Origin of the sequence: Streptomyces sp. NPDC093544 (genome assembly GCF_040683495.1) — a bacterium.
In the GTDB taxonomy this organism is placed as follows: domain Bacteria; phylum Actinomycetota; class Actinomycetes; order Streptomycetales; family Streptomycetaceae; genus Streptomyces.
In genome coordinates, this window is the sequence record NZ_JBFBEA010000016.1 from 159,448 (window position 1) to 185,961 (window position 26,514).

A 26,514-nucleotide genomic window follows, 5' to 3' on the forward strand; every position below is an offset into this window, starting at 1 on the left:
ACCCGCCGCACGGCCCGGTCGTCCGAGGTCCGGCAGGCTGACCCCGCCATGCGACCGGATCATCCGAGGTCCGGCAGATTGAACCCGCCATGCGGCGGGACCTGCTGAGGTCCGGCGGGCTGAGCCACCCGCGCGGCCTGGTGATCCGACGGCCGGCAGGCCGAGCCACCCGCACGACCCCGTGACCTGACACTCGGCAGGTTGAACCACCCGCACGACCTGGTGATCCGAGGTCCGGCAGGCCGAGCCACCCGCACGACCCCGTGACCTGACACTCGGCAGGTTGAACCACCCGCACGGCCCGGTCATCCGAGGTCCGGCCCGCGGGTCCCCCGAATCCTCACATCCGGTCCCGGCCGCCGCTGAGCGCAGCGTTCCCCCCGGGAAACAGCCGAGATGCGGCCGGGTAACACCGGCCCCGCACGCTGCGGTCATGACCTCGAATACGCGTGTGGTGGTGATCGGCGGCGCCGTGCTCGCGAGCGCACGGCTCGCCCGGCAGCTCGTCGAGTTCGGCACCAACGACGGAGGTTCCTGATGCGCACGGACACGACGAAGGCGGCGAACACGACCGACGGGAACGGGGCCGACGGGAACGGGCCCGGCGGGAGCGGGTCCGCGTCCGCGCACACCATCGTGCTCGTCGGTCACGGCATGGTCGGTCAGCGCTTCCTCGAAGCGCTGGGCGAGCGCGGCCTGACCGCCACGCACCGGGTGGTCGTGCTGTGCGAGGAGCCCCGCCCGGCGTACGACCGGGTCCAGCTCACGTCGTACTTCTCGGGCCGGACGCCGGACGAACTCTCGCTCACAGACGGGGAGTTCATCGCTGAGCACGGCATCGAGCTGCACCTGGGCGACGCGGCCGAGACGATCGACCGGGAGGCTCGGACGGTAACAGCCCGCTCCGGCCTGGTGGTTGCGTACGACACCCTCGTACTCGCCACCGGCTCCTACCCCTTCGTCCCTCCCGTCCCGGGCAAGGACGCCGAGGGCTGCTTCGTCTACCGCACGATCGAGGACCTGCTCGCCATCGAGAAGTACGCGAAGGCGCGCGCCACCACGGGCGCCGTCGTGGGCGGCGGGCTGCTGGGACTCGAGGCCGCCGGCGCGCTCAAGGGTCTCGGACTGACCACGCACATCGTGGAGTTCGCACCGCGACTGATGCCGGTGCAGGTCGACGACGGTGGTGGCGCGGCACTGCTGCGCACCATCGAGAACATGGGCCTGGCCGTGCACACGGGCACGGGTACGCAGGAGATCGTCGTCGGCGACGACGGCGCCGTGTCCGGCATGAAGCTGTCCGACGGCTCCCAACTCGCCACGGATCTGGTGGTCTTCTCGGCTGGTGTGCGCCCACGCGACCAGCTGGCCCGCGACAACGGACTCACGGTCGGTGAGCGCGGCGGCGTCACGGTCGACGAGCAGTGCCGTACCTCGGACCCGCGCGTGTTCGCGATCGGCGAGTGCGCGCTGGCGTCGGACGGCCGGGTGTACGGGCTGGTCGCACCGGGCTACGAGATGGCCGAGACGGCCGCGGCCACCATCGCCGCGGACGAATCGAGCTTCACCGGCGCCGACCTCTCCACCAAGCTCAAGCTCCTCGGCGTCGACGTCGCATCCTTCGGCGACGCGCACGGCACCACCGCGGACTGCCTCGACGTCGTCTACTCCGACGCACGCTCCGGCACGTACAAGAAGCTGGTCATCGGGCGCGGCGGCGAGCTGCTCGGCGGGATCCTGGTCGGCGACGCCGACGCGTACGGCACCCTGCGCGCCTTCACGGGATCGGTCCCGCCGATCTCCCCCGAGCAGTTGGTCCTCCCGGCGGCCGCGGGCACCCCGGTCACGCTCGGCCCTTCCGCACTCCCCGACTCCGCGGTCATCTGCTCCTGCCACAACGTCACCAAGGGCACGATCCGCGGCGCGGTCACCGAGCACTCCTGCGTCACCGTGCCCGAGGTCAAGAAGTGCACCAAGGCCGGTACGGGCTGCGGGAGTTGCGCGACAGTCCTCAGGCAGCTCGTCGACGACGAACTCGAAGCGAACGGCGTCGAGATCGACCACGGCCTGTGCGGCTGCTTCGGGCAGACCCGCGAGCAGTTGTACGAGATCGTCCTCTCGCTCCATATCACCTCGCACCAGGTCCTGCTCGACCGCTACGGCCGCGACGGCGCCCGGGGCGGCGACGGCTGCGAGATCTGCAAGCCCGCCGTCGGCTCCATCATCGCCTCCCTCGCCCCGACGATCGGGGCCGACGGCCATGTCCTGGCGGGCGAACAGGCCGCGCTCCAGGACACCAACGACCACTTCCTCGCCAACCTCCAGAAGAACGGCTCCTATTCGATCGTGCCGCGCATCCCCGGTGGCGAGATCACCCCGGAGAAACTGATCGTGATCGGTGAAGTGGCACGGGACTTCGGCCTTTACACGAAGATCACGGGCGGTCAACGCATAGACCTGTTCGGGGCGAGGGTCGAGCAACTCCCCCTCATCTGGTCCCGGTTGGTGGACGCGGGCTTCGAGTCGGGGCACGCGTACGGGAAGTCGCTGCGCACGGTGAAGTCCTGTGTGGGCCAGACCTGGTGCCGCTACGGCGTCCAGGACTCCGTCCGCATGGCCATCGACCTGGAACTTCGCTACCGGGGGCTGCGCTCCCCGCACAAGCTCAAGTCGGCCGTCTCCGGGTGCGCCCGTGAGTGCGCCGAGGCCCAGTCCAAGGACTTCGGCATCATCGCCACCGCCGGCGGCTGGAACCTGTACGTCGGCGGCAACGGCGGCGCGACCCCGCGCCACGCGGACCTCCTCGCGCAGGACCTGTCCGACGCCGAACTCGTCCGTCTCATCGACCGGTTCCTGATGTTCTACATCCGCACCGCCGACCGGCTTGAGCGCACCTCCACCTGGCTGGAGCGGATCGCGGGCGGCCTGGAGCATGTGCGCGAGGTGGTGGTCGACGACTCGCTGGGCATCTGCGAGGAGCTGGAGTCGCTGATGGCCGCGCATGTGGCGGGCTACCGCGACGAGTGGGCCGAGACCATCAACGACCCCGAGAAACTGGCCCGGTTCGTGTCCTTCGTGAACGCCCCGGACACCCCCGACCCGGTCGTCGGCTTCGTCCCCGAGCGCGACCAGATCAAGCCCGACCTGCCGCTGCTGACCATCGGCACGCGTCCCCTGGAAGGAAGCGCCCAGCGATGACCCCGGCACCGGCCCCCGAGGCTACGGCTCTCAAGGTTCAACTCCTCCTGGACAACGGCTGGTTCACGGTCTGCGACCTGACCCTGCTGACCCCGGGCCGCGGAGTCGCCGCGCTCCTCCCCGACGGCCGCCAGGTGGCGGTGTTCCGCGACCGCGCGGGCCGCACATACGCCATCGACAACCGCGACCCGTTCACCGGCGCGGCCGTCCTCTCCCGCGGCCTCACCGGCACCCACCAGGGCCGGGCCTTCGTCGCCTCGCCTCTCCTGAAGCAGCGGTTCGACCTGGAGTCGGGGCGATGCCTGGACGATCCGGAGGTGTGGGTGGCGGCGTACGAGGTGCGCGCCGCGTGAAACCGCCGCCCCGGGGATGCCGGTTCAGACCTTCAGCGCTTCGTACGTCACCCCGGTCAGCTCCTCCGAAGCCGCCCAAAGCCGCTCCGCCGCAAGGTCGTTGAGCGTCCACCCGGCCCGCCAGGACTTCGCGGGCGAACCGCGCCACATCGCGAACGAGGGCCCGGTGAAGGAGTCGGGCAGCACGCCGGGCGCGGTGGCGGCGTACAGCGTGGGCAGCGCCCCGGCATCGGCGCTCTGCCCGAAGACCCGGTTGCCGATCTCGATGAGCCGTTCGGCGCGCTTGCGGCCCTCCAGCTTCGGCCCGGCGGTCTGAAGGTTGGTGGTGGCGTACCCGGGGTGCGCCGCGGCCGCGACGACCTCGGAGCCGATAGTGGCGAGGCGGCGGGCAAGCTCGTGCGTGAAGAGCAGGTTGGCGGTCTTGGAGCGGCCGTAGGCGATCCAACGCCGGTACTGGCGCTCGCTGTTGAGGTCCTTGATGTCGATGTTGGCGAGCGCGTGGAAACCGCTGGAGAGCGTCACGACGCGGGCACCGGGCGTGCCGAGCAGGGTGGGCAGGAGCAGTCCGGTGAGCGCGAAGTGCCCGAGGTGGTTGACGCCGAACTGCGTCTCGAACCCGTCCGCCGTACGGCCGTAAGGCAGCGCCATCACACCGGCGTTGTTGATGAGCAGGTCGAGCCGGTCGTACTCGCGCTCGTACGTGGCCGCGAACTCCCGTACGGATTGCAGGTCTCCGAGGTCCAGCCGCACGAACTCGATGTCTGCCCCCGGCACTTCGGACACGAGCCGGTCCCCCGCCTCGGCCCCCCGCGTCTCACTGCGGCAGGCCAGGACGACCCGGGCGCCCTTGCGGGCCAGTTCCCGCGCCGTGACGTATCCGATGCCGCTGTTGGCGCCGGTGACGACAGCGGTACGGCCGCTCTGGTCGGGGATGTCGCTCGCGTTCCAGCCCGTCATGACTGAGTTCCCTCCGGGTGGGTCGGCGCTTCGGACACTTCAGCGTATGCCCGCGGACGGTCCTGGCAGCCGGACCGGGAGCACCTGACGGCATCCGTTCCCGACCGACCCCGGCCGCCATCTGGCGTCCGCCATCCGCCGCCAACCCGTCACGAATTGTCCATGACACGTCAACTCTGCGCGTCTAGGATCCGTCAGCGCGCGACCCCGCCATCGACCGGCGGCGGGGCGGTCACGGCCCTCTGGAGCGAGAGTGGAACGTCGTACCCTTCTGCGTGCAGCCGTCCTCGGTGGTTCGTCCGCCGTCCTGGGCGGAACCCTGTGGCGCGGCGCCGCCTACGCCGCACCCGCCCAGCCCGGCACCGGCCCCTACGGGGCGCTCGGCGCGGCCGATGCCAACGGCATCCAGCTGCCGGCCGGATTCACCAGCCGGGTGATCGCCCGTTCCGGGCAGACGGTCCCCGGAACCTCGTACAACTGGCACAGCGCCCCGGACGGCGGTGCCTGCTACGCCGACGGCACGGGCTGGATCTACGTCTCCAACTCGGAGATCAACCCGTCGGGCGGGGTGAGCGCGGTGAAGTTCTCGTCCACCGGCGCGATCACCGCGGCGTACCGCATCCTGTCCAACACCCAGCAGAACTGCGCGGGCGGCAAGACCCCGTGGAACACCTGGCTGTCCTGCGAGGAGGTGTCCCTCGGCTCTGTCCACGAGACCGACCCGTGGGGCGTGAACGCGGCGGTGCAGCGGCCCGCGCTCGGCCGCTTCAAGCACGAGGCTGCCGCCGCCGACCCGGTGCGCCAGGTGATCTACCTGACCGAGGACGAGACCAACGGCTGCCTCTACCGCTTCGTCCCGACGACGTGGGGCAACCTGTCCTCCGGCACCCTCCAGGTCCTCGTCGCCGGCACCGCCACCTCCGGCTCCTTCACCTGGACCAACGTCCCCGACCCGGACGGCTCCCCGACGACCACCCGCACCCAGGTCTCCGCCGCCAAGAAGTTCAACGGCGGCGAGGGCTGCCACTACGCCGACAACACGGTCTGGTTCACCACCAAGGGCGACAACCGCGTCTGGCAGCTCAACCTGGCAAGCAGCACCTACGAGTTGGCGTACGACGACTCCCTCGTGACGTCCGGCACGGCCCCGCTGACCGGCGTCGACAACATCACCGGCACCGCCTCCGGCGACCTCTTCGTCGCGGAGGACGGCGGCAACATGGAGATCTGCGTGATCACGCCCAACGACGTGATCGCCCCGTTCCTGCGCATCGGCGGCCAGTCGCTCTCGGAGATCACGGGCCCGGCCTTCTCACCCGACGGCAGGCGGCTGTACTTCTCCAGCCAGCGCGGCACCAGCGGCAGTTCTTCGGGCGGGATCACCTACGAGGTGACGGGGCCGTTCCGGTCGTAACCACCCCGAGGGAGGTGCGGGTGGGACATATGACGACCTCGACCGGAATTCACGAGGCTCTCAGAGTTCACTGCTTTCCTGTGCTCGCCATGTCCCACCCGCTCTCTCCCCGGAGGCCTCGAGCCATGCCTCGGAACCACCCTGCCCCCACCCGCCGCTCGTTCCTCGGCGGTACCGCCCTCGCCACACTCGCGCTCGCGGCCGGCGCCGGAACGGCGAACGCCTCGTCCGCGAACCGGACTTCCTCGTGGCCCACCGAGATCCCGCTCCCGAACGGCTTCCTCCCCGAGGGAATCACCATCGGCGCCCAGCCGTACGCCTACTTCGGCTCCCGCGCCAACGGCGCCGTCTACCGCGCCGACCTGCGCACCGGCGAGGGCGCGATCCTCTACTCGGGCGCGACCGGCACGATCGCCAACGGACTGAAGCTGGACGACCGCGACGGCCTGCTGTACGTCTCGTCCGGATCGGCCGGGGGCGCCGCGCGGGTCGTCGATTCCCGCACCGGCAACCTGGTCGCCACCTACCAACTGACCGACCCGACGGGCCACTTCATCAACGACGTCGTCCTGCTCGGCGACCGCGCCTGGTTCACCGACTCCTACGGCGCCGTCCTCTACGGCGTGCCGCGCGGCGGAACGGGAGACGTCCGTGAGCTGTCGATCGGCGGCGCCTGGGTGCAGTCGGCCACGGGAATCAGTGCCAACGGCATCGTCGACACCGCCGACGGCAAGGCACTGATCGTCGTCAACGGCGGCAAGCTCTACAACGTGCCGCTCGCGACCGGCACAGCCACCGAGATCACGCTGAGCGGCACCACCGCCCTCACCAACGGCGACGGCCTCCTACGCCTCAACCACACCCTGTACGTCGTCCAGAACCGCCTCAACCAGGTCAGCGTCCTCACCCTCGACGCCAAGGCCACCACCGCCACCCTGACCCGCACGATCACCGACCCCCGCTTCAACATCCCCACCACCGCCGCCGCTTTCGGCAACCTCCTGTACGTCGCCAACGCCCAACTGGGCCTTCCGACGACGCCGGACACACCGTTCAACGCGGTGGCCGTGGCGATCTGACGCACACCCAGAATGCTGTACGCGGACGTACGGAGCGAGGAGGAGACGGGGTCTGATGTGCCCCGCACGGGTCCCGTACCTTCTGGAGGACGGGACCGGACCTACGCGTGAGGAAGTTCGCATGGCCTCCATCCACCGCACCACCATGAAGCCTACGAAGCTGGAACTGCTCACCGGCTGGCTGCCGAAGCAGAGTTGGTACGTGGGCGACGCGGCAACGCCGGAGCTGGTCAAGGCCGGTGGATTCCGTCTGGACGATCCGGCGGGTGCGGTCGGGATCGAGTTCATGGTCGTGGTGGACTCCAGCCCGCAGGAGCCGGTGGCGTATCTGGTGCCGATGAGCTACCGCGATGCGGCGCTCGACGGCGCCCCCGGCGAGGCGTTGATCGGCACCTCCGAGCACGGGGTGCTCGGCACCCGGTGGATCTACGACGGCGTCCACGACCCGGTGGTGATGGCGCAGTTGCGCGCCCTTCTGCGCGGTGAGGCGATTCCGCAGCAGCAGAGCGAGAGCGACACCCCTGACCCGACCGTCACCGTGCACGGAACCGGCCCCGGCGACGGGCTCGACGTTCGGATCAACCGCGTCCTGCGGCCGGCGGAGGCCGCGCAGAGGTCGTCCAGACACCTCGTCGCCGGGTGGACCTGGCCAGACGGAACGGCCGCACGGGGAGTACTCGCGGCCGTCGCGCCGCGGTAAGGGGTCACGCGGAAGCGACCTGGGGAACCAGAACCGACAGGACCTGCTGTCCTTTCATGGTCAACCCACGCCGACCGCCGCCGACTCGTAGCCCGTGATGTCGTCGGGCTTCACCAGGCCGTCCTCGATCGCCCGGGCCAGCATGTCCGCCTTCGTCGGTGCGGTCCTGCCGACCTGCGCGTATTTGACTCTCGCCCGACGGATGTACACGTCCACAGTGTGAACGGACACAGCCATGCGCAGGGCGACCGAAGCCTTCGACATGGACTGGAACCACCACAGCAGCGCGGTACGTTCCTGCGAGGACAGCTTGGGTCTGTTCGCGCCGCGATCACCTACAAGGACCCCCGCGGCCGTCGGCGTGACGTAGGGCCGGTCCCCCGCCGCCGCCAGCACCGCGTTCACCAGGTGCGCCCGTCCTTCGTTCTTCGCGACGAACTCGCATGCTCCGGCCTCCAGCGATTCGAGCACCACCCGCTGCTCGGTGAACTGCGAGAAGGCGATGACCCGTTGACCCGCCGCGGCCAGCGTGGCGATATCGCCGATGACGAGTCTGCCGTGCAGATTCAGATCGAGAATGAGGACATCCGCGACGCCGGGCTCCACATCCGCCGTTTCGCCGGTGTGCCCCACCGTGATCCGCGGCTCCTCGGACAGCCAGGTCTGGATGCCTTCGATGACGACGGGGTGATCGTCGATGATGGCAACGGTCAGGGGGCCGGTCGTACGGGCCATCGGGTCTCCCACCACAGCTGATCCTCCTCCTGGTCGTATATGGCGGATACGGTGAGGTGGCCCGGCGATTCCACAAGCGTCTCCGGCGGGGCGTCGGCCACCACGCTCACCACAACGTCCTCGGGCGTCGTCACCACGGTCACCCGCGCTCGGGTGGTGGCGGCGGCCAGGACCAGCAGGGTCCCTTCCGCCAGTTCTCGGCGGACGGATGACGGCAGGTCGGGCAGGTCGCCGTAGCTCAGCAGGGTCACGCGTACGCCACGCCGCTCAGCGACATCGGCACAGGCCCGCAGTTCGTGCAGGAGCGGGTGCGGGGTGTCGTCCGTCTCCACGAACAGCCTCCGCAGGCGTGCCGCCTCCACGGCGGCGCGCTGGCGTACGACGGTGTCCCCCGGGTCCAGTTGACGTTCCGCCAGACCACGCAGCAACGGTTCCACTCTAATGCGCAGGTACTCGTAGCGGCGCTGGCGCTCGGCGTGCACGGTCTCGTCGGCGGTGGCACGAGCGAGGTGCTCCGCCTGTCCCGCAGCGATCTCGGTGGCTTCCCTGGCACCGTCGTTGAGCTGCCGCGCCAGGTACGCGAAGGTCAACTGGATACCGGCGGTGGTGTAGACCGCAGCCAGCACACGGGAGACGGTGACGTGGTCGAGTGCGCCGTCGGCGGCCAGGAAACCCACCGAGACAGCCGTGTTGGCGACGAGCAGGGTGATCAGCTCCCACAACGGACGCTGCATCAGAAGCAGCACGCCGAACCAGCCCACGGTGTTCCACGCCCAGCTCACATCGCCGATCGCCCCGCCCGCCGGGTACGTGGCGGTGGCGACGATGCCGGTGACCAGCGCCGCCCCCGCAAGCATCCGCGCGGTGTGCGCGCTGAGCGCGGAACGCAGCAGCAGGATGGACCCGGCCGTCTGGATGACCGCGAGTGCCAGCCAGGAGCCCGCGGCCGCGGCCCGCGGCTCGTACACCGGCCAGCCCCTGAGCACCAGCATGGTGTCCAGACCCAGGTGCCAGACGCCCACTATCGCCACCAGCCCGATATTGACGGCCTTGGCAAAGCGGGTGGCGACCACGCCCTGGACGACGTCGGCGGTCATGGCTCCCACCTCAGCACGACCCGAGTGCCGGCGCCGGGGGACGATGCCGCTCGGGCGCTGCCGCCCACGGCACTCATCCGGCCGTAGACCGATTCCCGCAGGCCGCGCCGGTGAGAGGGAACAGCAGAAGGGTCGAACCCGCCTCCGCTGTCGCAGACTTCGACGGTGACGCCCTCCCCGAGGCGTCTGACCGTGATCCGGGCAGCGCCGGTGTTCGCGTGCTGGGCCACGTTGGCCAGTGCCTCGGCGGTCCCTTGCGAGAGGGCTTCCACGACCTCGTGGGGCAGGGTCAGCGGCGGCACGTCGAACTCAACGTCCAGTGGTGGGAGGCCGACGCGGTGCGTCAGTACGACGGTGCGCAGCGCGACATCCAGCCGTGCCGCGTCTTGCGCCACAGCGCGTGCCGTGTGGGGGTGTGCCCGCAGGTCTTCGATGACGGCGAGGTCGGCCGCGGCCCGTTCCGGCAGCGCGGCGGAGTCACGGGTGATGCTGCCGGTGCCCACCATGGTGAGCGTGGCGAGCACGGTGTCGTGCAACAGCCGCTGCTGGTCCAGTTCGTCGGTGCGGGCGGCGGACCGGGCCCGCGTCGACGCGCGCGCCGACGCCTCCTCGGACAGCGCGAGGTCCGCACTGCGCGCTCCATGTCGCAGAAGGATCATGACAGCGGCGGCGAGCATCCCCTGGAGCACCAGGACGACTGAGGCCTCTCGTATGCCGCCGCCCACCGCGTGGGCCGCCGCGATGGCGATCGCCGCGGCCATCGCCAGGGGCTGCCGCAGCATGAACTGGGCGATGAAGACGCCGGTGCCGGCGACCATGTCGATCCACCCGGAGCCCGCACTCGCTTCCAGGACCTCGGCCGGGACAAGGTTGCCCTGGGCCAGGCAGAGCACCACAACGACGGCGATGTCACCGGCGTAGAGCCAGGCACTGGGTTCTGGCCTGAGCGTCAGAGCGGTGAACAGGCCGCTCCACAGAAGCAGTCCGACGACCGCGACGGCCACCCAGACCGAGTGGGCGGGTGGTGCGAAGCCGACCACGGCGACCAGGGTTGCTCCGACGGCACTGATCGCCCTCAGGACAGCGGACAGGCGTGCGGACTTGCGCCGAAGCTGGAGTTGGGCGGGGCCCCGCGTCAGCGCGCCGCCTCCACTAAAGGAATTCCTGCCTCCGCCAAGAAAGGCAAGGGATTCGACCGCATTCCTCACAGTGTTTCCCCCGCACGCGATAAGGCCCGCTTCCCAACTTAGGCGAACGCAAGCGCGACCGACAGGGGGATGTGCGACATCTCGCCGCTGATGTCACGCGGCCGTGGAGCCTACCTCCGGGCAAAGACGCACACGAGCACGGGTCCGGCGGCGCTGTCACGCGTTCGCGTGACATGCCCTTCCCAAGTCCGCCACGTAAATTCGCACCAGTACTACAGCCTGTTGCGAACGACCCTCTCTGTTGCGAACAACCTCTCTGCAAGGAGTCCTTGATGCGTATGTCCCGGAGGGCGGCACAGGCCGCGGTAACCGCGGCGGCTCTCGGCGGTTCCATGCTCGCCTCGGCGACGCCGGCGGCCGCGGCGACGACGGCCCCGACCTGCATCGGCCGCATGGTCACGCAGACGACCACCGGTTTCGACGTCCTTCTCACCAACAGGTGCGGCTACACCCGTTCAGTGAAGGTCGAGGTCTCGCTCGCCCCGGACAGTTCGTGTTATGTGATGTCGGCCGGCACCAACGCCCTATACATATACAAGGGGATCTTCGGGAACTACAAGCGCACGGTCAACTGCTGACGGACCGTCCGCAAGCCCGCCGCGTACGGATCCCCACGCGCGGTGGTGCGGTAGCCCGCCGGGCGGGTCACGGTGCCGCGCTGGGCGGCGTACGCCACCGGCCACCCGTCCCGCATCCCCATCCCCTACCCCGCAGAGCATCCCGGGGTCGGTGCCCCTCCGCCACGTAATTTCGGACCAGGCCGCCCGAGGCGGGGAATCTCGGGGGCTACTCGGAGTCCGGCCTGGCGGCGTGTGAGGGCACCTGTACTGACCGGCGTTGCGGCCACCTCCTCGGAAGTTGCCACCATTTCCTATGAGTTGACGCTGCATGAGTCGCACCCGCAGTCCCGTCCTGCAGAAACTCGGGCAATCTGCCCGGCAATCGGAAGGTGGAGCAGAAATGATCAAAATCCGAAGTGGGCGCGCCAAGTCTGCTGCGGCCACGGGGGCCCTTCTGGCCGGCCTCCTCGGCGGCGCTCTCGCCGGCGCGCCGTCCGCGACCGCGGCTGACTACGCACCTTGCAGCTATGGGGCGACCATTTACAACAAGGTCACAAACCCCACCTCTTACAAGTACATTCCCTACGCCACCGGCGCTACGCCCAATTGCTGGCTGGACCGAGGGATGAGCAACACGGCAGTCCGCGCCCTTCAGAAGAACCTGAATTCCTGCTACGGATACAAGCTGGCAACGGACGGGATCTTCGGCGAACTCACGGAGTCGGCGCTCGTCTCCGTTCAGAAGAAGGTCGGTGTCGTGGCGGACGGCGACTACGGCCCCAATACGAAGAATGCGATGGTGTGGGCGAACTACAGCGTGGAAACCGGGGCGCGGATCAGCTGTAACTGACGACCCGCACTCGCCTTTCCCGGTGCACTCACCGACAAAGTTCCCTGCACGGATGACAAAATGCACCTGCATCAGACCAGCTCGGACCGAGGATGGATAAGGCTCACCGTCACACCCGGATCCAGCCGGAACTCTCCAATCCGCTCATCCGTCGTCAGGCGCAGAACCACCGATTCATGACCCGCTCGTTCGATCCGCCCACCCGGCCCCGAGGAGAGAAACTGATGAAGGCTCTGGTTAAAAAGCGTTCCGCGAGCATCCTTTCGGTCGGCGCCTTACTCACCGGACTGCTGGGCGGCGCGATTGCTGCCGCACCGTCTGCCGTAGCTGCTGCAACCTACGAATGCAACACCTCCAAGAAGCTCCCCACGGGGAGCTATTACATCCTGTTGCCGCACCAGAACTACGCCCCCGCCGACCCTTACTGGTGCTACCTCAAATACGGTAGTTCGAACAGCGGAGTGAGTGCACTTCAGTTCACGCTGAACAAGTGTTACGGGGCGGGACTGGTCGTAGACGGTGACTATGGCCCCGCAACCAGGTCTGCAGTGGTTACAGTTCAGATTCGCCTTGGCGTCTCCGCGGACGGCGAATACGGACCGGAGACCCGCAACGCAATGAAATGGTCGCACCGGACCAGCAGCGGCGCACACCATCACTGTGCATAAAGTTGGCTGAGCTGATGCGCATCGAGGCAGCTCAAGCAGCCATGACGCTTACCCCTTAGAGCTCGTAACAGGATCTTGTTGAGGTGTGCCGGTGGGGCGTAACTGGTGTGACGATTCGGCCGTTCGTGGGGTGTGGGTACTCGACCGTGGATCGTGGACGATGAGTTGTGGGCGCTGATTGAGCCGTTACTGCCTCCGTGGCCGGAGCGGTCCCCGGGGCCACGACCGGTGGCGGACCGGCTCTGCCTCCAGGGTGTCCTGTTCGTCCTCTACAACGACATAGCTTGGCAACTCCTGCCCGCAGAGCTGGGGTTCGGCTCGGGGCAGACCTGCTGGCGCCGCCTGGACCGGTGGCAGAAGGCAGGAGTCTTCGACCGGCTGCACCGGGTTCTGCTCGCGGAGCTGAACACGGCCGGCGAACTCGACTGGTCACGTGCGTGCGTGGATGGCTCTCACATCCGCTCGAAAAAGGGGGCGCCGACACCGGTCCGTCGCCGGTCGACCGGCGGAAAACGGGCAGCAAACACCACCTGATCTGCGACGGCCGCGGCACACCACTCAAGGTCATCACGACTGCGGCTAACGTCAACGACGTCACCCAGACCCTCGCCCTGGTCGACGGCATCCCACCCGTCGCAGGCCGCCCCGGTCGGCCCCGCCGCAGGCCCGAAGCTCTGCTCGGTGACAAGGGTTACGACTCCAACGCCCACCGCGACGAGTTGCGTCGCCGACGGATCCTGCCCGTCATCTCCCGCAAGAGATCGCCGAACATCAAGGGCATGGGCAAGTTCCGCTACGTCGTCGAGCAGACTTTCGCCCTGCTCCACCACTTCAAACGCCTTGCCGTGCGATGGGAACGCCGCACCGAACTTCACGACGCCTTCGTCTCCCTCGCCTGCAGCCTCATCTGCTGGCGACGGCTTCGGAAGCCCAGGAACGACTGACCGGTGTCAGGGCAGGCCAGGACACCAGCAGGCTGCTTCAGCACGTTGGTACTCTCCGCATCTACGGCGAGGAGGGGAGATGATCGTGGGAACAGAGCCGTCGAGTCCTCCGAGCCGCTGGTTCAGAGGAACCGGCTTTGGGGTCCTCTTCGGTGGACTGACCGCAGTGGTGTCCACTGCTGCCATTGGGAATGCATGGGCTGCTTGTGACATCGGCAACGGCGTAACCAATGGCATGACTTTGCTGCTTCTTGTGCCTCTCATATGGATCGCCGCTGCGGTTTCGTGGGTGATCCTTCACAGCACCCTCGGAAGACGTCATCGCAGGACAGCCCTTACTGCAGGGCTCATCTTCACCCTGTGGTTCACCTGGTTCCTTGTCACATGGCTCGGCATGCCGAACTCCTACCCCGCACCGTTGTGCCCGGGCAACGTCCCACCTTGGTGGCCGAGCTTCATCCCTGCATGACTCCGGCGAAGCCTCTGAACCTTGGCACTGGCAGCGGCACGCTACTCAACAGCGCCCCCGACCAGCCGCTGCACGCCAGCAAGATCGTGTTACGAGTTCTTAAGCTGTAGTTCAGTGATCAGGTTCGTCGGATAGTTCCCGGTCACGGACGATTGGTTCGGCGACGTTACACAAGTCGCCCGGTGGGACGCTCAGTTGGAGAACGCTTCCTCGCGCACGCTGCACACCGCAAGGCTGACCTGCAACTACCCCGCCATGACAGAGGACCTCGGCGATGCCGCCGGGGTCCTCTCACTGTTCAAGATCAATCTCAACGATACTGAGCCCTTCCCAACCTCCCACGTCAGTTGGCCTGACGGACGGATGAAGCCCCTGGTAGATGGGTTTTCGACCAAGAGAACCGTCTCCATCAGAGGCTTCGCATGCTTGTCCATTCGTCCGGCGTCGACGTGTCCAGCTCCGCCCTCCGCCTCCTCGCCGCCCGTCTGAGAGAACACCGCCGCGCCCTCGGCAACCGATGGCGGCGCCTGAGCGCGGGCCGTCAGGCCCTGCTCGCCCTCGCCCACCTCCGCAACGGCCAGTCCTATGCCCAGCTCGCGGCCGGTTTCGGGATCGGCACCACCACCGTCTACCGGTACGTTAGCGAGGCTGTCGAGCTCCTGGGCGCCCTCGCCCCCCTTCGCTCGCCCACGCACTACGGGCCGCGTCGATGAAGGCGTATCTGATCCTGGACGGGACGCTCCTGCCGATCGACCGGATCGCCGCCGACCGTCCTTTTTGCTCGGGCAAACACAAGAAGCAAAGTCCGTGTTTCCGGCTAGCGCGGATCGCCGGCCGCTCGTGGACATAGCCGTCGACGCGTTGAACTCCGCCCGGAGTTCCCGTTGCGGAAGTACGCACCTACCCCCGACCTCGCAGCACGGGGTTGAGGTCGGCGACCACCGGCCGTCCGATCTTGGAGCGTCCGGTGGCCGCGCGGAATTTGTCCCGCAGCACCCGCATGGCTCTGACCGAGGGCCAGCGCTGCAGGTAGAACTTGCCCCGCCTTCAGATCCCTTCCGGGACGCTGTTCGCCGGGCATGGCGGGATGCCGACAGAGACCTCGACTGACCCGCTAATACAAATGAGTTGGTTCAGTCAACACACACTGCTCACGCTTGCGGTGCCAGTAGGCGAGGTCGGCCCAGGAATGAGAAGCCGCCCCTGCGGGAGAGAGTCAGCGCAAGCGCTCGGCGAGCATGAGAGCCAGTGGCCCGGCCGGGAGCAGGAACCGACCGTCGGCGGCGGCGCTGATGGCGTCGCCAAGGGGCCACCAGGTCAACTTGAAGTCGGCTTCCGACGGGGTCAGGGATTGGCGGCCCAGGGTGAGGTCTCGGGCCTCGTAGAGGTGGACGCGACTGGTGGAGCCGAGGGTGATGGCGTAGGAACCGAGCGCACGCCACGTCTGCGCGGTGACGCCCGCCTCTTCGGCGAGCTCACGGCGTGCGCACTCTTCGGGACTCTCGCCGGGCTCCTTTCGTCCGCCGGGGAGAAACAGGTACTCGCCACCGTGGCGGGGAAAGTCGGCGCTGATGACAGCTACCAGGCCTTCGTTATCGATGGCGACGACCACGGAGGCGTCAGTGGCGGGGCTGTTGGCGTGTTCTCCCATGCGGGCTGAGGGTAACGGGCCGGGCGTCTAGCGCATCGCCGGCTTCAGCAAGCAGACAAGGTGATAGTTAAAGGTGGAGCCGCCGACCGAGCTGCTGAACTTGTCGTAGTTGCGGCACTGTTGGCCTGGTGTGATGGCCTTCTGGCAGTGGCAGCAGATCATCCCGCTCTCGGTCATCGCCGGCTCTCCCGCACGGCCTTGCGCAGCGCTGTGCCTGTCTCGCACTGGGACTGGTCGTCGGCGCACTGCTCGCAAGTTCCGGCATGGCCCAGCAGAGCTCGGTAGAAGCGCGCTCCAGCGCACGTGAGGCAGCCACGCGGGAACCACCTTCGGGCCTCAACTCCCTGGACATCGAAGGTCCGCTCCCCGAGGTCGACAGCCGCACGGTTGTCGAGGGTCACGCCGCACCACACACAGCCCCCGCCCCGAACCTGCGCCTCGGACAGCGTGTCCACGGACGGCACAGGATGGACCGCGAATTGGACCGTGCCTTGCTCCTGAGATCCGGCGTCTCTGCTCATGACTTGAGGAAACCGGAAGTGTCCTGTCGCCCATCAGGACAGAACCGGGGGAGTTACCGGCAGCCGACCGGACAGTTTTACCGAGCAGGCAGCGGCGGTAGGGCTACCGTCGAGGGACGCAGGTGCACGAGGGGGAACGGTCGTGGCCAGACAACGGAACGTCCAGCTTGAGGCACTGCTCACCGAGTTCGGGTTCACGCACCAGCAGCTGGCCGAAGAGGTGAACCGGACTGCCGAGGACATGTTCAGCAAGGCCAACGACTGCACCGATCGGCATGTGCGGCGGTGGATTGCCGGGGACGTGCAATGGCCGTGGGCCCGCTACCTTCTGCCCCTTCAGGAAATCTTCGGCCGCCGCCCGGAGGCCATGGGTTTCATCCCTCGCAAGTCGTCACGCGTACCGGCCCCGCCGCTACGGCCGGCGCCCGGGAAGGAGCAGCGCCCGGTGAGACGACGGGAGTTCATCGCGGTCGGCCTGGCCACCGCCCTGGGCCTGGACGCCATCCCCTCGGCCGGCCGTCTCGGCATGAGCGACGTCGAGAGGATCCGCGGCATCGTTCCCGCCTTGTACAACCACGATCACGCTCTCGGCGGGGGTGCTCTGCACGAGGTCGCCGCGCAAGCCCTGAGACACGTCCACCATGCGCTCAACCACTGCGCCTACGGGGAGCGCGTCGAGCGCGCTCTGTATGCCGCTACGGGGGATCTCGCCGCGTCCGCAGGCTGGTTCGCCTACGACGCGGGCAGCCAAGGTGAGGCGACCAGCCTCTACAACGAGGCACTGCAGCACGGCATGCTCGCCGGAGACGGCATGCTGCAGGCGCGGGTGTGGTCCAACCTCGCCATGCAGGCACGCCTCCTCGACCGGGATCAGGAGGCGCTGCGCATCGGCCGGGCCGCGGTCGAGACCCGCCAGGCCAAGGGCGATCCGTGGCTGATGGCACTGCTGCACTGCCGACAGGCCGTCGGGCATGCACGTACCGGGGACCGCAGTCGCGCAGAGCGCTCCCTCGCCCACGCCGAGACGGCCTACGACCGTACACAGGGCGAGCCCGCACCCTGGCTTTCGTTCCTGACCCCTGCGGAACTGACAGGGCTTGCCGGGGCAACCCACCAGGCCCTCGGACGCCACAAGCGGGCACAACAACTCACCGGCGCCGCCCTGGACATGCTGGAGCCGCGCTTCGAGCGCAATCGGGTGTACTACACGGCGCAGCGAGCGCAGGCACTTCTCGACAGCGGTGACATCGAGCAGGCGGTCACCGAGGCCAGACAGGCGGGCGCGATCGCAGGGCGGGTTCAGAGTGAACGGATTCAGGGGAAACTCGGCGACCTACGGCGGGAATTACGGCGCTTCGCCCACGTGCCCGCAGCGGCCGACTTCCTTGAGCAGACACGTCAGACAGGAGCGTGAGTAATGGACGGGCTGCAGCTGGAACGCAGGGATGCCACGGGCCTTGACGACGTTCGGCACGAACTTCTCGATGTGTACGCGGAGATCTACGCGGACCGGCTCGGCGAGGAGTTCCACAGCATCGAACGGTTCGACGAGCGGCTCGGCTGGAACACGGAAGTGCCCGGCTTCGCTGCGGTCGTCGGCTACCTCGGCGACACCCCGATCGGCTACGCCTACGGCTGCACGCTGCCGGCCGACACCCGCTGGTGGAACGCACTGCTCACCCCAGTGCCCGACGGTGCGACCGTCGAGACGGGCGCCCGCACGTTCGCCCTCTCCGAGCTCATGGTCGTCGACAAAGTCCGCGGCACCGGGGCCGCGCGGAAGATTCACGACGAGCTGCTGCGCGGCCGACCCGAGGTACGGGCGACGCTCCTCGTCGAGCGCGATCACCCGAAGGTCCGCGGCCTGTACGAGACATGGGGCTACGAGTGGTTCGGCGAGGTACAGCCCTTCACGGACGCGCCGCTGTACGACGCGATGAATCTGCCCTTGTAACCCTGACACCCCACAGACCTGCACTGACACCCTTCTGGCACCCCGGCTGACACCTCGTCGACGGGGAGGGCGCAGATCATGCCCGAAGGGGCGACACCCCCGCACAGGGTGGATGGCTGACTCCCTGAGCTGGGAAGTCAGCCATCTGTCATAGCTGGAGGGCACTCTCAGGGCACATCGCTGAGAGTCGCCTCCATCATGCCGGCCGTCCGATCCTCTTCCGCCTCCCACAAGTGGGTGTAGACGTTCAGCGTGATCGATGGCTTGGCGTGGCCAAGCCTTTTCTGTACCTGCTTCGGCGTCGCCCCATTCTTGATCAGGACCGAGGCATAGAAGTGCCGCAGGTCGTGGAGCGTCGTGTCCTCGGGGACACGGAACTTGCTACCGGACTTCTCCAAGTAGGCGTTCGCCCGCTTGACGTTGCGGGCCCACACCTTCGACCAACTACCGCGCCGGATCGCCCCACCGGTCTCGCTGGTGTACAGCAAACGAGCGTGGCGCCATACGGGCTTCCTGGGGTTCGTCCGATCCTCGATGTACACGACCTGCGCCGGGAACTCCCTGCGGTGCCGTGCGATCTCGTCTACGACCGAACGCCCTTGAGGAACGGGCCGGTAGCTCTGCCTGGTCTTCGGTTCCCCGAGGTACGGCACCCCCTTGTCGGGACCGATCAACTGCTGTTTGACCGTCACAGTCTCGGCAGGCTCTTCGTCCTCCAGCCCGAACAGCTCGCCTTGTCTGAGGCCCGTCGATGCGGCCTGCCTCACCAGGGCGCGGTACCGGGGAGACGCGGTCACGATGAGTGCCTTCACTGCCTCCGGATGGAGCGGGTGGATCTCCGGATAGAAGACCTCCGGTGGTTTCAGCCCCTCCCATGGGTACTTCGGAATGATCCCCTCTTGGTGGGCCATCTTCAGGATGCTCGTGCAGACATTCCAGGGCGTTGCAAAGGTCGACGGAGCGATGACCGCAGACCGCTCTTTGATCCACCTCTGTCCGTCTGCCCGCTGAATCCGGCCGATCTCCCGATTGCCAAATGTCGGGTAGATGTGCAGTCGTAGGACCCGTTCAACATTCGTCTCGGTCCGCTCGCGGTGTACCGCTGTCTCTTGCCAGCGTTCAGCGATGGCCCTGAACTTTTGCTTGCCCAACTCCCGGTTCACGAAGGTGCCGTCATCAAGTTCAGTCGTCACCTTGGCAGCCCGGGAGTCCGCAGCGATCTTCTTGTCGAAGTTCTCCTTGCACTGCTTGCCGGACAAGTCCCTGTAGCGCACCTGCCAGCGTTTCCCTGTGCCGTGATCGGTACTGGGATACACCGTCTGGGTCTTGCTGCTGTGTGCCTCGCAGGGCTTGGTGTCGGCCGGCGGGCGGGATAGGTGCCAGCGGTCGTATACCTCAGCCATCAGTTCCCCTCCCCCTCAGAGCAAGCCGAGTCAGCCATGAGGGGACATTCCTTGTGGTGGGGTTCGTTGCTGTTTCGGGTCATGCCGCGCGTCGGCCTCCGGTCTCTTCAGCGTCGTACTTGTCGAGCGCTTCGGCGTTGTACAGAACACGTCGACCGCGCCTGATGAAGCACTGCGGACCAGTTCCGGCGTAGCGCCAGTAGCGGATGGTTGCGGGCGACGTTCGATAGCGCTCGGCGACTTCCGCAGTCGTCAGGTACTTCATGACGTCCTTCCTGTGGCGAGCGACCACTCGCACAGTCACCACCCCCAAGCTGACTTCATGCTTGAGGCGCGTTGGTCTCGGGTCGGCGGGCCGCATGTGTCCGAGGTGGGGATTTCTGCGTCACCCGCGTCATCTGCGTCATGCACGCCCCTGACCTGCGGGTTTGAGGTGACGCAGAGGGGTGCGGGTGCGTCATCGGTGACGCAGGCTGTCCGTCATCGGTGACGCAGGTGACGCAGGATGACGCAGACAAAGGCCGTCTGCGTCACCCCTGTCTGCGCAGGTCATCCGCCGTTTTGTGGGGTCGGGTGACGTAGGTGACGCAGCGTTCCCCTACTTAGGAAAAAGGAGGGGCGTCTGTGGTCGTGGGGTGCATCTCAGGGAGTGAAGAAGGGGCCGCTTCGCGGCACGTCCTTGGGGCGCCGCGCGGCGGCGAACAGCAAGAGGAGCACGCCCCGCCCGGGTGCTCCTCTTGCTGTTCACGGGTGGCGCCGGTCAGAACGCCCGTTCCTGTTCGTGTGAGGGCGGGGCGAGCCGGGTCATTTCGATGTAGCGGCCTTCTTTGGTGCGGCCGGAGTCGATGATCACGCCCCGGGCAGCGAGGGTGGGCTGAAGACGCTTGAGGCGGTCGGAGAGGACCTTGCCCGTGGTCGGCCATCCCTTGGGCAGGGTGCGCAGTTCGTCGCCGGCGTAGAGGCGGCTGAGGCAGTGCAGCCACTGTGTGGACGTCATCCGCGCTTCCGTGCCCGCCTCCATGGTCGCCGCGTGCTCAATGACGGCCTGTGCCAAGAGGTCGCCCTCGATGACGTCGTCGTTCAGGTCGTCGAGGCAGGCCCGGTAGGCGTTGAGTGCTCCCAGGCCGGTGGCTGCGTCGAGTTGCGCGCACAGGTGGGCGAAGTCCGCCATCCGTAGGTCCGTGGGAGTCTCCGCTTCCACGGCGCGGACCTTGACCGTGAGGTCGAGCAGCGAGCCGAGGATGACGGGCAGTACCTGCGCGTACTCCGTCCACAGCTCATCCTCGGTTCGCCGCACCCGGGGCCGTTCGAGACGCAGGGGAAGCAACCGATCGGCGAGGTCGGGCCGGATGAGTCCCACGTCGATGCCGGTGAGGAGCAGGGGGCGGCGGTAGCCGACGCGGAAGACGTCTCCGTCGGTGAAGAGGGCGCGTTTGACGCTTTCGGCTCCGGTGACGATGCAGCACATGGCGTCGGACAGGTCCGGCGTCATGTGGGACAGGTTGTCCAGCGCGGTCACCCATCCCGCCGCCACGGCCGCGATCAGGTTCTCTTCATCCTTCGGCGCCCTGCGCAGGTCGCCGGTCATGCCCTCGATGATCCGCACGAGCATCCGCCCACCGGTGGACTTGCCCGCCCCCTGCGGTCCGGTGAGGAACGGCGCGGGGACGGGAACGGACGGTCCCAGGCAGCCGATCAGCCACGCGATGGCCAGGCATTCGGTCTCCGCGTTGGCGAAGTTGCACAGCCTCATCAGGAGATCGATGCCCTTGCCGTCGGTGTCCTTGGCCGGCAGGGGCAGTTCGCCGGTGAGCTGGGTACGGCGCCAGCACACCTCACGCGGGTCGGGGGTGAGGATGTCCCAACCCGAAGGGTGGATGCGGACGGACTTCCCGTCATCGCGGCCCAGGTCCAGCCACGTGGCCCCGTCGAATCCGGGGGCAACGCGGATGTGGACGGGCTGTACGTCCTCGGTCAGAGCGAGTGCTTCGATCAAGTCCAACGCCTCCTTGAGGGCGGATCCGTTGAATACGCCGATCCCGTCGCGGAAGAGGCCGACCATGAGTTCCTGTCGGTGGCTTCCGGTGGTGCCTTGGGAGCGGATGGGGCGGGCGACGGGGTGGGCGTTCTTCTGCGCGTAAACGGTTCCGTCGCCGGTGCGGAAGTACCGGAAGTGCGTTTGCGCGTAGTCGGTGATGACCTTGCGGGCCGGGTCCTTCTCGTCCTCAGCCATGCTCACAGCCCCAATGCGGTGCGGGCGTTCGTCCACGCGTCGGTGCAGTGCCGGACGGTTTCGCCCTTGGTCTGCGCGGCGGTGAACAGCCGCGCGGCGTGGGTGTCGGTGAGGCAGCCGCACCGGCCGTGCGTGGACAGCACCGCGAGGAACGTCCGGTAGACGGTCGCATGCACCGCACTGCCGGCGTCGGTGATGCGCTGTACGCCCATGGCGATGCCACGATCCAGGTAGGCGGGTGTGCGGTGCGGGCACGCCCCGCTTTGCCCTCTTATGGGCACTGTGAGGGCCTGTGGCGCCCTGTGGGCGGGCGACGGCTGCTTTACTGCCAGTGCGCGCACCACGGCAGGGAGAGCGGCCGTGGTGCCCGTACCGGGTCCGAGCCAACGGGCGTACGCCATAAGGGACTTGATGTCCACGCCAGGCTTGACCGCGTTCACGGACTGCATGACGCCTTGGTAGATCCAGTGCTCTCCCCGCGTCGTCGCCACGGTCCGCGTCGCGGGCAGGGTGGCGCGGGCCCACGCGATGGCCGCCGCGTCGTCCAGGTCGACCACGGTCACCCCTGCCCCGCCGGGGTGGTAGGCGACCGCCGCGGCCGTGCGCCACGCGGTCGTCCACTGGGGGGAGTTGAGGGTGTGCGGGTCGGTGGTGGCGGCGGCCCATGCGTGGCACGGGTGCGGGCAGGTGCAGGGGCCGGGGGTCTTCATGTTCGGCCGGCCACCGCATGCATTCTGCGTGCAGGCAGGGCAGTTCCCGAACGGCACCTTCCCTGCCCGCAGCGGGAGCGGTGGGACCCCACGTGAAGCGAGCGTGAGCGCGGTGTCCAGGAGGGGTGCGGCGGCGGTCATGCGGCACTCCTGTCGGTGAGCAGCATCTGCCGGTGGGTGGGGATGGACCGGATGACCCGCTCGCGCCACATCAGGGCGTAGTCGATGCAGTTCGCGCAGTTCTTGTGCGTGTGGCCGGGCAGCGGCGGACGGCGGCGCGCGTGGGAGCTCCAGGCAGCGGAGTCCGCAGAGGCGAGCAGCTGGCCGACGCGTTCGAGACCGAGGATTTTGAAGCCGAAGCCGTGCAGCTTGAAGCCGTGCGCGGCCATCGCGGTGACGATCGCGGCACCCTGCTTGGTGGACTGCAAGCGGCACACGGAGCCGAGTCCGACGACCGGTTCGGCCTGCAGGTCGACGCCGGCGTTCTCGTACAGTTCGACGCACCGCTCGTAGGCGGGGATGGTGTCGCCCTGTAGGACGGGGGCGATGCGCAGGTCGGGGGCGAGGGAGCGCAGTTCGAGGAAGTTCTCAACGGTGCGGCGCTGGTGTTCTTCGACGCTGAGGTGGGTGCCGACGAAGTACTGGCCGCCGAACCAGCCGCCGTTGATGATGGCGTTCTCGCACATCCAGTCCTGCGGTGCGGCCCAGTCGTAGGGGCCGACGTGCTCCCAGATGCGGCGCAGTTCCTGCACGTACTGGCGCGGCGGTCGGGTCCAGGTGCCCTTGTTCTTCAACTCCATGAAGCCGCCGGAGTCAACGGCGTACGGGCCTTGGGCTACGTCCCACTTGACGGCACGGTCCCAGTGCTCGGACTTCAAGAACAGCGGCACCTTGGTCCAGCGCAGCCAGTGCCGCTTGTGGGTGGTTAGGTAGAACCGCATCCGCGGCGCGGCGGGAGCTCCCGCCGCGGGGGTGCGAACGGCGGGCAGTAAAGCTCGCCGGATGTCGGTGGGTTGAGTCATGCTGGGAGACCTCCAACAGGTCTGTTGAGGACTGGTTGGCAAGGGCGGCCCCGCTTCATTGGCGTGAGTGGGGGGCCGCCCTTGGCGTAGCTACTTGCTGTTGCGGCGGGCAAGTCGGAAGGTGATGCCTCCGACGCCGATGGGTCCGGCCGCGGATGCGATGGCGGTCGCGGTGTGGATGGCGAAGTCGAGCAGGGCGAGGAACGCGGCGACGGTCGTGAAGACGCCGATCGCGCTGGCACTCGCGATGGCGAGCGGGTACAGGTAGGCACTCAGGGGGCGCCCGGTGTGGTCGGTGGTCTGGACGACGATGACGACCGGTTGCCCGGTGGCTTCGGCGCGGCGCCAGTCGTCGGCGGGGATGTGCGGGGCGATGATCCCCGGCGGGTCGCGGTGCGACATGCGGAATCCCTTCCCGTGCAGGGGTGGGGAGGCGGAACCACCCCCTTCAGGGTGGCTGTGGAGGGGTGTTTCGGGGTCTGACCTGCGGGCCTCCCCGCCTCCCCGAAACGATGTTTTCGCTGATCAACGCGGGGGAGGCAGGGTGGGGAGGGGGTTGGGGAGTTCTCCCCGCCTCCCCACCCCGGGAGGGTCCGCCTCCCCGCTACTGGGAGGCGGAAGCGGAACCGTCGGTGTCGCGGTCCGCGAGAGCGGCGGCGACGTCGTCACGACGGACGACCATGCGGCCGTGCGACTTGTACGGCTCCACCCCGGCGGCTTCCAGCACGCGCTTGAGATCCAGGAACGACCACGCGCCGTAGGCGTCCTCGTTGAAGATCGAGAGCCGCTTGACGATGTCCTGCGTGTGCGCGCGCTCCGCGTCACCGATCACGCTGAAGATGTCGGCGAGCGGGTCGCGGTCCTCGCCCCGGTCGATGGCGTGCAGGGTGGTGACTCCGTCGCGCATGGCCTTGGCGCGCTCACCGATGGCGGCTGCGTCGTCGTCGTCGATGTAGTGCGTGCGGACTGTGATGGACGACTGGCCCTTGGGCATGTCGATGCCGTCCGAGGCGACGACCAGGGTTCCCTTGTCCAGACCTTGACGGAGCTGGTGAGGGGCCGCGCCGTCGTCGACGGCCTTGTCCCCGAGCGCCATGCGGGACTGGGACTCCGTGCCCAGGACCAGCGAGGCACGGGTGTGGGCGCCCTCGCGGACCAGCTTGGGAAGGTTCTGGTCGGTGGGGTCCTGGGTGCCCTGCCACATCAGGACGTCGACCGCACGCCCCTGATTGTGGATCTTGCGGACGGCCATGAAGTAGCGGGAGGTGGCTTTGGAGCCGCCGTAGGGCCGCTTGTCCTCGTCGACGGCCGGGCACATGAACGCCACCTGCGCTTCGTCCACGATGACGATGAGCGGCGGGAACACCGCTGTCGAGTCGGCGCGGCGGACCTCGACACGGCGGTTCATCTCATCCACCGCGTCCTCGGCCATCTCGGTTGCCTGGATGACGTGTTCGTCGGTCGGCCCCTCAATGAGGACGCCGGCGATCCCGTCGATCCACTTCCAGTCACCGATGCCCTTCAGGTCGGCAAGCCAGAACTGCACCGACTTGTCCAGCGCCAGCCACAGGGCCAGCGCCCGCAGGGCAGCGGTCTTGCCCTGGTTGGATCGGCCCGTGACCAGCACGTGCCGCTGGTACAGGCTCAACTCAGCGGCGTCGCCGCGCAGGTCCTGCCCCCACGGCGCCTTGCCGGTCTTGTAGTTGGAGGTTGTCGTGTCGTCGGTGACCAGCGGAGACGGACCGATCGGCTCATCCAGCGCACCCGAGTCGGCGATCCACAGGCGGACCGTGCGGGCCGCCTCGGGGATCACGATGAACACCTCATGCTCGTGCCGGGTCAGGTTCTCAGCGAGCTTGCGCCGGCGGCTTTGAACCTCGTTCGTCGCCACCCCGGAAGGCAGGGTGACGTCGACTTCCACGCCACATCCCGCGATCCGGATCGGACCGAGCATCGACGCGCCGGCGTCACCCATGTCCTTGATGGCGTTGCGCAGGGCGGGCACTCCGAGGTCACGCAGTGCCTTGACCACGATGGACGGCGTGATCGGCTCGCCCTCGCCGTTGCGGACATTGTCGGGCAGCGCCCACGCGGGGGCGGCTTGCTGTTTGCTGCCGACGGCCCACAGGGCGAGCAGGGCGAGGAATGGGCCGATCGTGATCGCGGGTCCCCACACGACCTGAACGATCGTGATGATGAGACGAATGAACTCGATCACGGCCATGATCGGTGAGATCACGTCGGTGACGTCCGTGTTGGCGATCGCCAGCACGACCCCGAGCGCGACCAGGGCGCCGATGCCCATTCCGGTCCCGACCAGGACTCCCTTGGCCGCGTCGACGGGCGAGTGCAGGAGGTCCATGCGGCGGCGGTGGCGTTCGGCGCGGAAGCGCTGCCCGCGCTCCTCCCACTCAGCGGCGACGTCGTAGTTCCCCGCGGCTTCCGCCGCACGCAGCATGCGCTCATACCGGGAGGCGGTCCGGCCGTCCCACGTCCGCTTGGCCGCGATGCGAGCGCCGCCGGCGACGTAGAGGGTGTGCCGGGCAACGGCCCGCGCCGTGGTCTTGGTCGTCTCGTGCGTGACCACGGTCCTGACGGCACGTCCAGAGCGCACCCACAGCGGCACGGGTACGGCCGGTGCCGGTTCGGGAACCACGGTGAGCGTGGTCACGGGCGCCGGTTCGGTGCTCTTGTGCAGGTGAACGACGTTCTCGCTCATGGTTGAGGACACTCCTGACTGCCCCTGGTCGGGGTGAAGGTGAAGGGGGAGATCAGTGCAGGTGGGGCG

At 68.0% G+C, this 26,514-nt stretch carries 26 protein-coding genes and 1 pseudogene; 12 read left to right on the forward strand and 15 right to left on the reverse strand.

Going from position 1 to position 26,514, the window contains the following annotated elements; translation table 11 throughout:
- The first annotated feature begins 654 nt into the window (after positions 1–654).
- Both nirB and nirD read left to right on the forward strand, forming a co-directional pair.
- A complete protein-coding gene (gene nirB / locus AB0N66_RS24845; protein ID WP_365439062.1) occupies positions 655–3,198 on the forward strand; it encodes a nitrite reductase large subunit NirB in 2,544 nt (847 codons plus the stop codon).
- Entirely contained in the window at positions 3,195–3,551 is a 357-nt protein-coding gene (nirD, locus tag AB0N66_RS24850; RefSeq protein WP_365438897.1) for a nitrite reductase small subunit NirD, read from the forward strand. Before nirB ends, nirD begins: the two co-directional genes overlap by 4 nt.
- A 24-nt stretch (positions 3,552–3,575) precedes the next feature.
- On the opposite strand, the gene AB0N66_RS24855 is transcribed toward nirD, so the two are convergent.
- Positions 3,576–4,508 carry an oxidoreductase gene (locus AB0N66_RS24855; protein ID WP_365438899.1) on the reverse strand — a complete coding sequence of 311 codons (933 nt, stop codon included), beginning with the start codon at positions 4,506–4,508 and terminating at the stop codon, positions 3,576–3,578.
- A 253-nt stretch (positions 4,509–4,761) separates the two neighbouring features.
- Here AB0N66_RS24855 and AB0N66_RS24860 point away from each other — a divergent pair, with 253 nt between their 5' ends.
- From AB0N66_RS24860 to AB0N66_RS24870, 3 genes are all read left to right on the forward strand, one after another.
- Complete coding sequence (locus tag AB0N66_RS24860) at positions 4,762–5,922, forward strand: alkaline phosphatase PhoX (RefSeq protein ID WP_365438901.1); 1,161 nt, start codon at positions 4,762–4,764, stop codon at positions 5,920–5,922.
- Positions 5,923–6,047: 125 nt separating this feature from the next.
- On the forward strand, positions 6,048–7,001 hold the full coding sequence (locus AB0N66_RS24865; RefSeq protein ID WP_365438903.1) for a twin-arginine translocation signal domain-containing protein: 954 nt from the start codon (positions 6,048–6,050) through the stop codon (positions 6,999–7,001).
- A 121-nt stretch (positions 7,002–7,122) separates the two neighbouring features.
- Entirely contained in the window at positions 7,123–7,701 is a 579-nt protein-coding gene (locus AB0N66_RS24870; protein WP_365438905.1) for a 1,4-alpha-glucan branching protein, read from the forward strand.
- A 60-nt stretch (positions 7,702–7,761) separates the two neighbouring features.
- Here AB0N66_RS24870 and AB0N66_RS24875 read toward each other — a convergent pair whose 3' ends face one another.
- Genes AB0N66_RS24875 through AB0N66_RS24885 form a run of 3 tightly spaced genes read right to left on the reverse strand, consistent with a single transcriptional unit; the run spans position 7,762 to position 10,573 of the window.
- Positions 7,762–8,436 carry a response regulator gene (locus AB0N66_RS24875; RefSeq protein WP_365438907.1) on the reverse strand — a complete coding sequence of 225 codons (675 nt, stop codon included), beginning with the start codon at positions 8,434–8,436 and terminating at the stop codon, positions 7,762–7,764.
- Entirely contained in the window at positions 8,412–9,533 is a 1,122-nt protein-coding gene (locus AB0N66_RS24880) for a hypothetical protein (RefSeq protein ID WP_365438909.1), read from the reverse strand. The genes AB0N66_RS24875 and AB0N66_RS24880 overlap by 25 nt, the downstream gene beginning before the upstream one ends.
- Positions 9,530–10,573, reverse strand: a complete 1,044-nt coding sequence (locus AB0N66_RS24885) for an ATP-binding protein (protein WP_365438911.1) — start codon at positions 10,571–10,573, stop codon at positions 9,530–9,532. Before AB0N66_RS24885 ends, AB0N66_RS24880 begins: the two co-directional genes overlap by 4 nt.
- Positions 10,574–11,013: 440 nt before the next feature.
- On the opposite strand from AB0N66_RS24885, the gene AB0N66_RS24890 reads away from it, so the two are divergent.
- On the forward strand, positions 11,014–11,319 hold the full coding sequence (locus AB0N66_RS24890; RefSeq protein WP_365438913.1) for a beta-Ig-H3/fasciclin: 306 nt from the start codon (positions 11,014–11,016) through the stop codon (positions 11,317–11,319).
- Here the strand turns inward: AB0N66_RS24890 and AB0N66_RS24895 are convergent.
- Entirely contained in the window at positions 11,295–11,435 is a 141-nt protein-coding gene (locus AB0N66_RS24895; RefSeq protein WP_365439071.1) for a hypothetical protein, read from the reverse strand. The two genes, AB0N66_RS24890 and AB0N66_RS24895, sit on opposite strands and share 25 nt — an antisense overlap.
- Before the next feature lie 266 nt (positions 11,436–11,701).
- On the opposite strand from AB0N66_RS24895, the gene AB0N66_RS24900 reads away from it, so the two are divergent.
- The 4 genes and pseudogenes from AB0N66_RS24900 to AB0N66_RS24915 form a co-directional block, all read left to right on the forward strand.
- The gene (locus tag AB0N66_RS24900; protein WP_365438915.1) at positions 11,702–12,151 is read left to right on the forward strand and encodes a peptidoglycan-binding domain-containing protein; all 450 of its coding nucleotides are present in this window, start codon (positions 11,702–11,704) and stop codon (positions 12,149–12,151) included.
- A gap of 224 nt (positions 12,152–12,375) precedes the next feature.
- The gene (locus tag AB0N66_RS24905) at positions 12,376–12,819 is read left to right on the forward strand and encodes a peptidoglycan-binding domain-containing protein (protein WP_365438917.1); all 444 of its coding nucleotides are present in this window, start codon (positions 12,376–12,378) and stop codon (positions 12,817–12,819) included.
- 132 nt (positions 12,820–12,951) lie between these two features.
- Positions 12,952–13,763 (forward strand): IS5 family transposase gene (locus AB0N66_RS24910; RefSeq protein WP_365438919.1). Its coding sequence is split into 2 segments (ribosomal slippage): positions 12,952–13,284 and positions 13,287–13,763, totalling 810 coding nucleotides; the frame shifts between segments, so codons are not numbered across the junction.
- An 891-nt stretch (positions 13,764–14,654) separates the two neighbouring features.
- A pseudogene (locus tag AB0N66_RS24915) lies at positions 14,655–15,031 on the forward strand (transposase family protein); the annotation flags it as partial.
- A 417-nt stretch (positions 15,032–15,448) separates the two neighbouring features.
- Here the strand turns inward: AB0N66_RS24915 and AB0N66_RS24920 are convergent.
- The 3 genes from AB0N66_RS24920 to AB0N66_RS24930 are packed head-to-tail and all read right to left on the reverse strand — an operon-like array spanning position 15,449 to position 16,404.
- A complete protein-coding gene (locus tag AB0N66_RS24920; RefSeq protein WP_365438921.1) occupies positions 15,449–15,883 on the reverse strand; it encodes an NUDIX hydrolase in 435 nt (144 codons plus the stop codon).
- A 27-nt stretch (positions 15,884–15,910) separates the two neighbouring features.
- Positions 15,911–16,060, reverse strand: coding sequence for a hypothetical protein (locus AB0N66_RS24925; protein ID WP_365438923.1), 150 nt, complete (start codon positions 16,058–16,060; stop codon positions 15,911–15,913).
- Entirely contained in the window at positions 16,057–16,404 is a 348-nt protein-coding gene (locus AB0N66_RS24930; RefSeq protein WP_365438925.1) for a hypothetical protein, read from the reverse strand. The genes AB0N66_RS24925 and AB0N66_RS24930 overlap by 4 nt, the downstream gene beginning before the upstream one ends.
- A gap of 142 nt (positions 16,405–16,546) precedes the next feature.
- On the opposite strand from AB0N66_RS24930, the gene AB0N66_RS24935 reads away from it, so the two are divergent.
- Both AB0N66_RS24935 and AB0N66_RS24940 read left to right on the forward strand, forming a co-directional pair.
- Positions 16,547–17,818, forward strand: coding sequence for a hypothetical protein (locus AB0N66_RS24935; RefSeq protein WP_365438927.1), 1,272 nt, complete (start codon positions 16,547–16,549; stop codon positions 17,816–17,818).
- Between the two features lie 3 nt (positions 17,819–17,821).
- Positions 17,822–18,358, forward strand: coding sequence for an N-acetyltransferase (locus AB0N66_RS24940; RefSeq protein WP_365438929.1), 537 nt, complete (start codon positions 17,822–17,824; stop codon positions 18,356–18,358).
- Positions 18,359–18,525: 167 nt separating this feature from the next.
- Here the strand turns inward: AB0N66_RS24940 and AB0N66_RS24945 are convergent, their stop codons facing one another.
- The 7 genes from AB0N66_RS24945 to AB0N66_RS24975 form a co-directional block, all read right to left on the reverse strand.
- Positions 18,526–19,761, reverse strand: a complete 1,236-nt coding sequence (locus tag AB0N66_RS24945; RefSeq protein WP_365438931.1) for a tyrosine-type recombinase/integrase — start codon at positions 19,759–19,761, stop codon at positions 18,526–18,528.
- A gap of 79 nt (positions 19,762–19,840) precedes the next feature.
- Complete coding sequence (locus AB0N66_RS24950) at positions 19,841–20,026, reverse strand: helix-turn-helix domain-containing protein (RefSeq protein ID WP_365438933.1); 186 nt, start codon at positions 20,024–20,026, stop codon at positions 19,841–19,843.
- 495 nt (positions 20,027–20,521) lie between these two features.
- Positions 20,522–21,994, reverse strand: coding sequence for an ATP-binding protein (locus AB0N66_RS24955; RefSeq protein WP_365438935.1), 1,473 nt, complete (start codon positions 21,992–21,994; stop codon positions 20,522–20,524).
- Between the two features lie 2 nt (positions 21,995–21,996).
- Positions 21,997–22,845, reverse strand: a complete 849-nt coding sequence (locus AB0N66_RS24960) for a DNA primase (protein WP_365438937.1) — start codon at positions 22,843–22,845, stop codon at positions 21,997–21,999.
- The gene (locus AB0N66_RS24965) at positions 22,842–23,726 is read right to left on the reverse strand and encodes a hypothetical protein (protein ID WP_365438939.1); all 885 of its coding nucleotides are present in this window, start codon (positions 23,724–23,726) and stop codon (positions 22,842–22,844) included. The genes AB0N66_RS24960 and AB0N66_RS24965 overlap by 4 nt, the downstream gene beginning before the upstream one ends.
- A 90-nt stretch (positions 23,727–23,816) precedes the next feature.
- Positions 23,817–24,128, reverse strand: a complete 312-nt coding sequence (locus AB0N66_RS24970) for a hypothetical protein (RefSeq protein ID WP_365438941.1) — start codon at positions 24,126–24,128, stop codon at positions 23,817–23,819.
- A 202-nt stretch (positions 24,129–24,330) separates the two neighbouring features.
- Positions 24,331–26,445 (reverse strand): FtsK/SpoIIIE domain-containing protein, encoded by a 2,115-nt coding sequence (locus tag AB0N66_RS24975; RefSeq protein WP_365438943.1) that lies wholly within the window; start codon positions 26,443–26,445, stop codon positions 24,331–24,333.
- Positions 26,446–26,514: the final 69 nt, after the last annotated feature.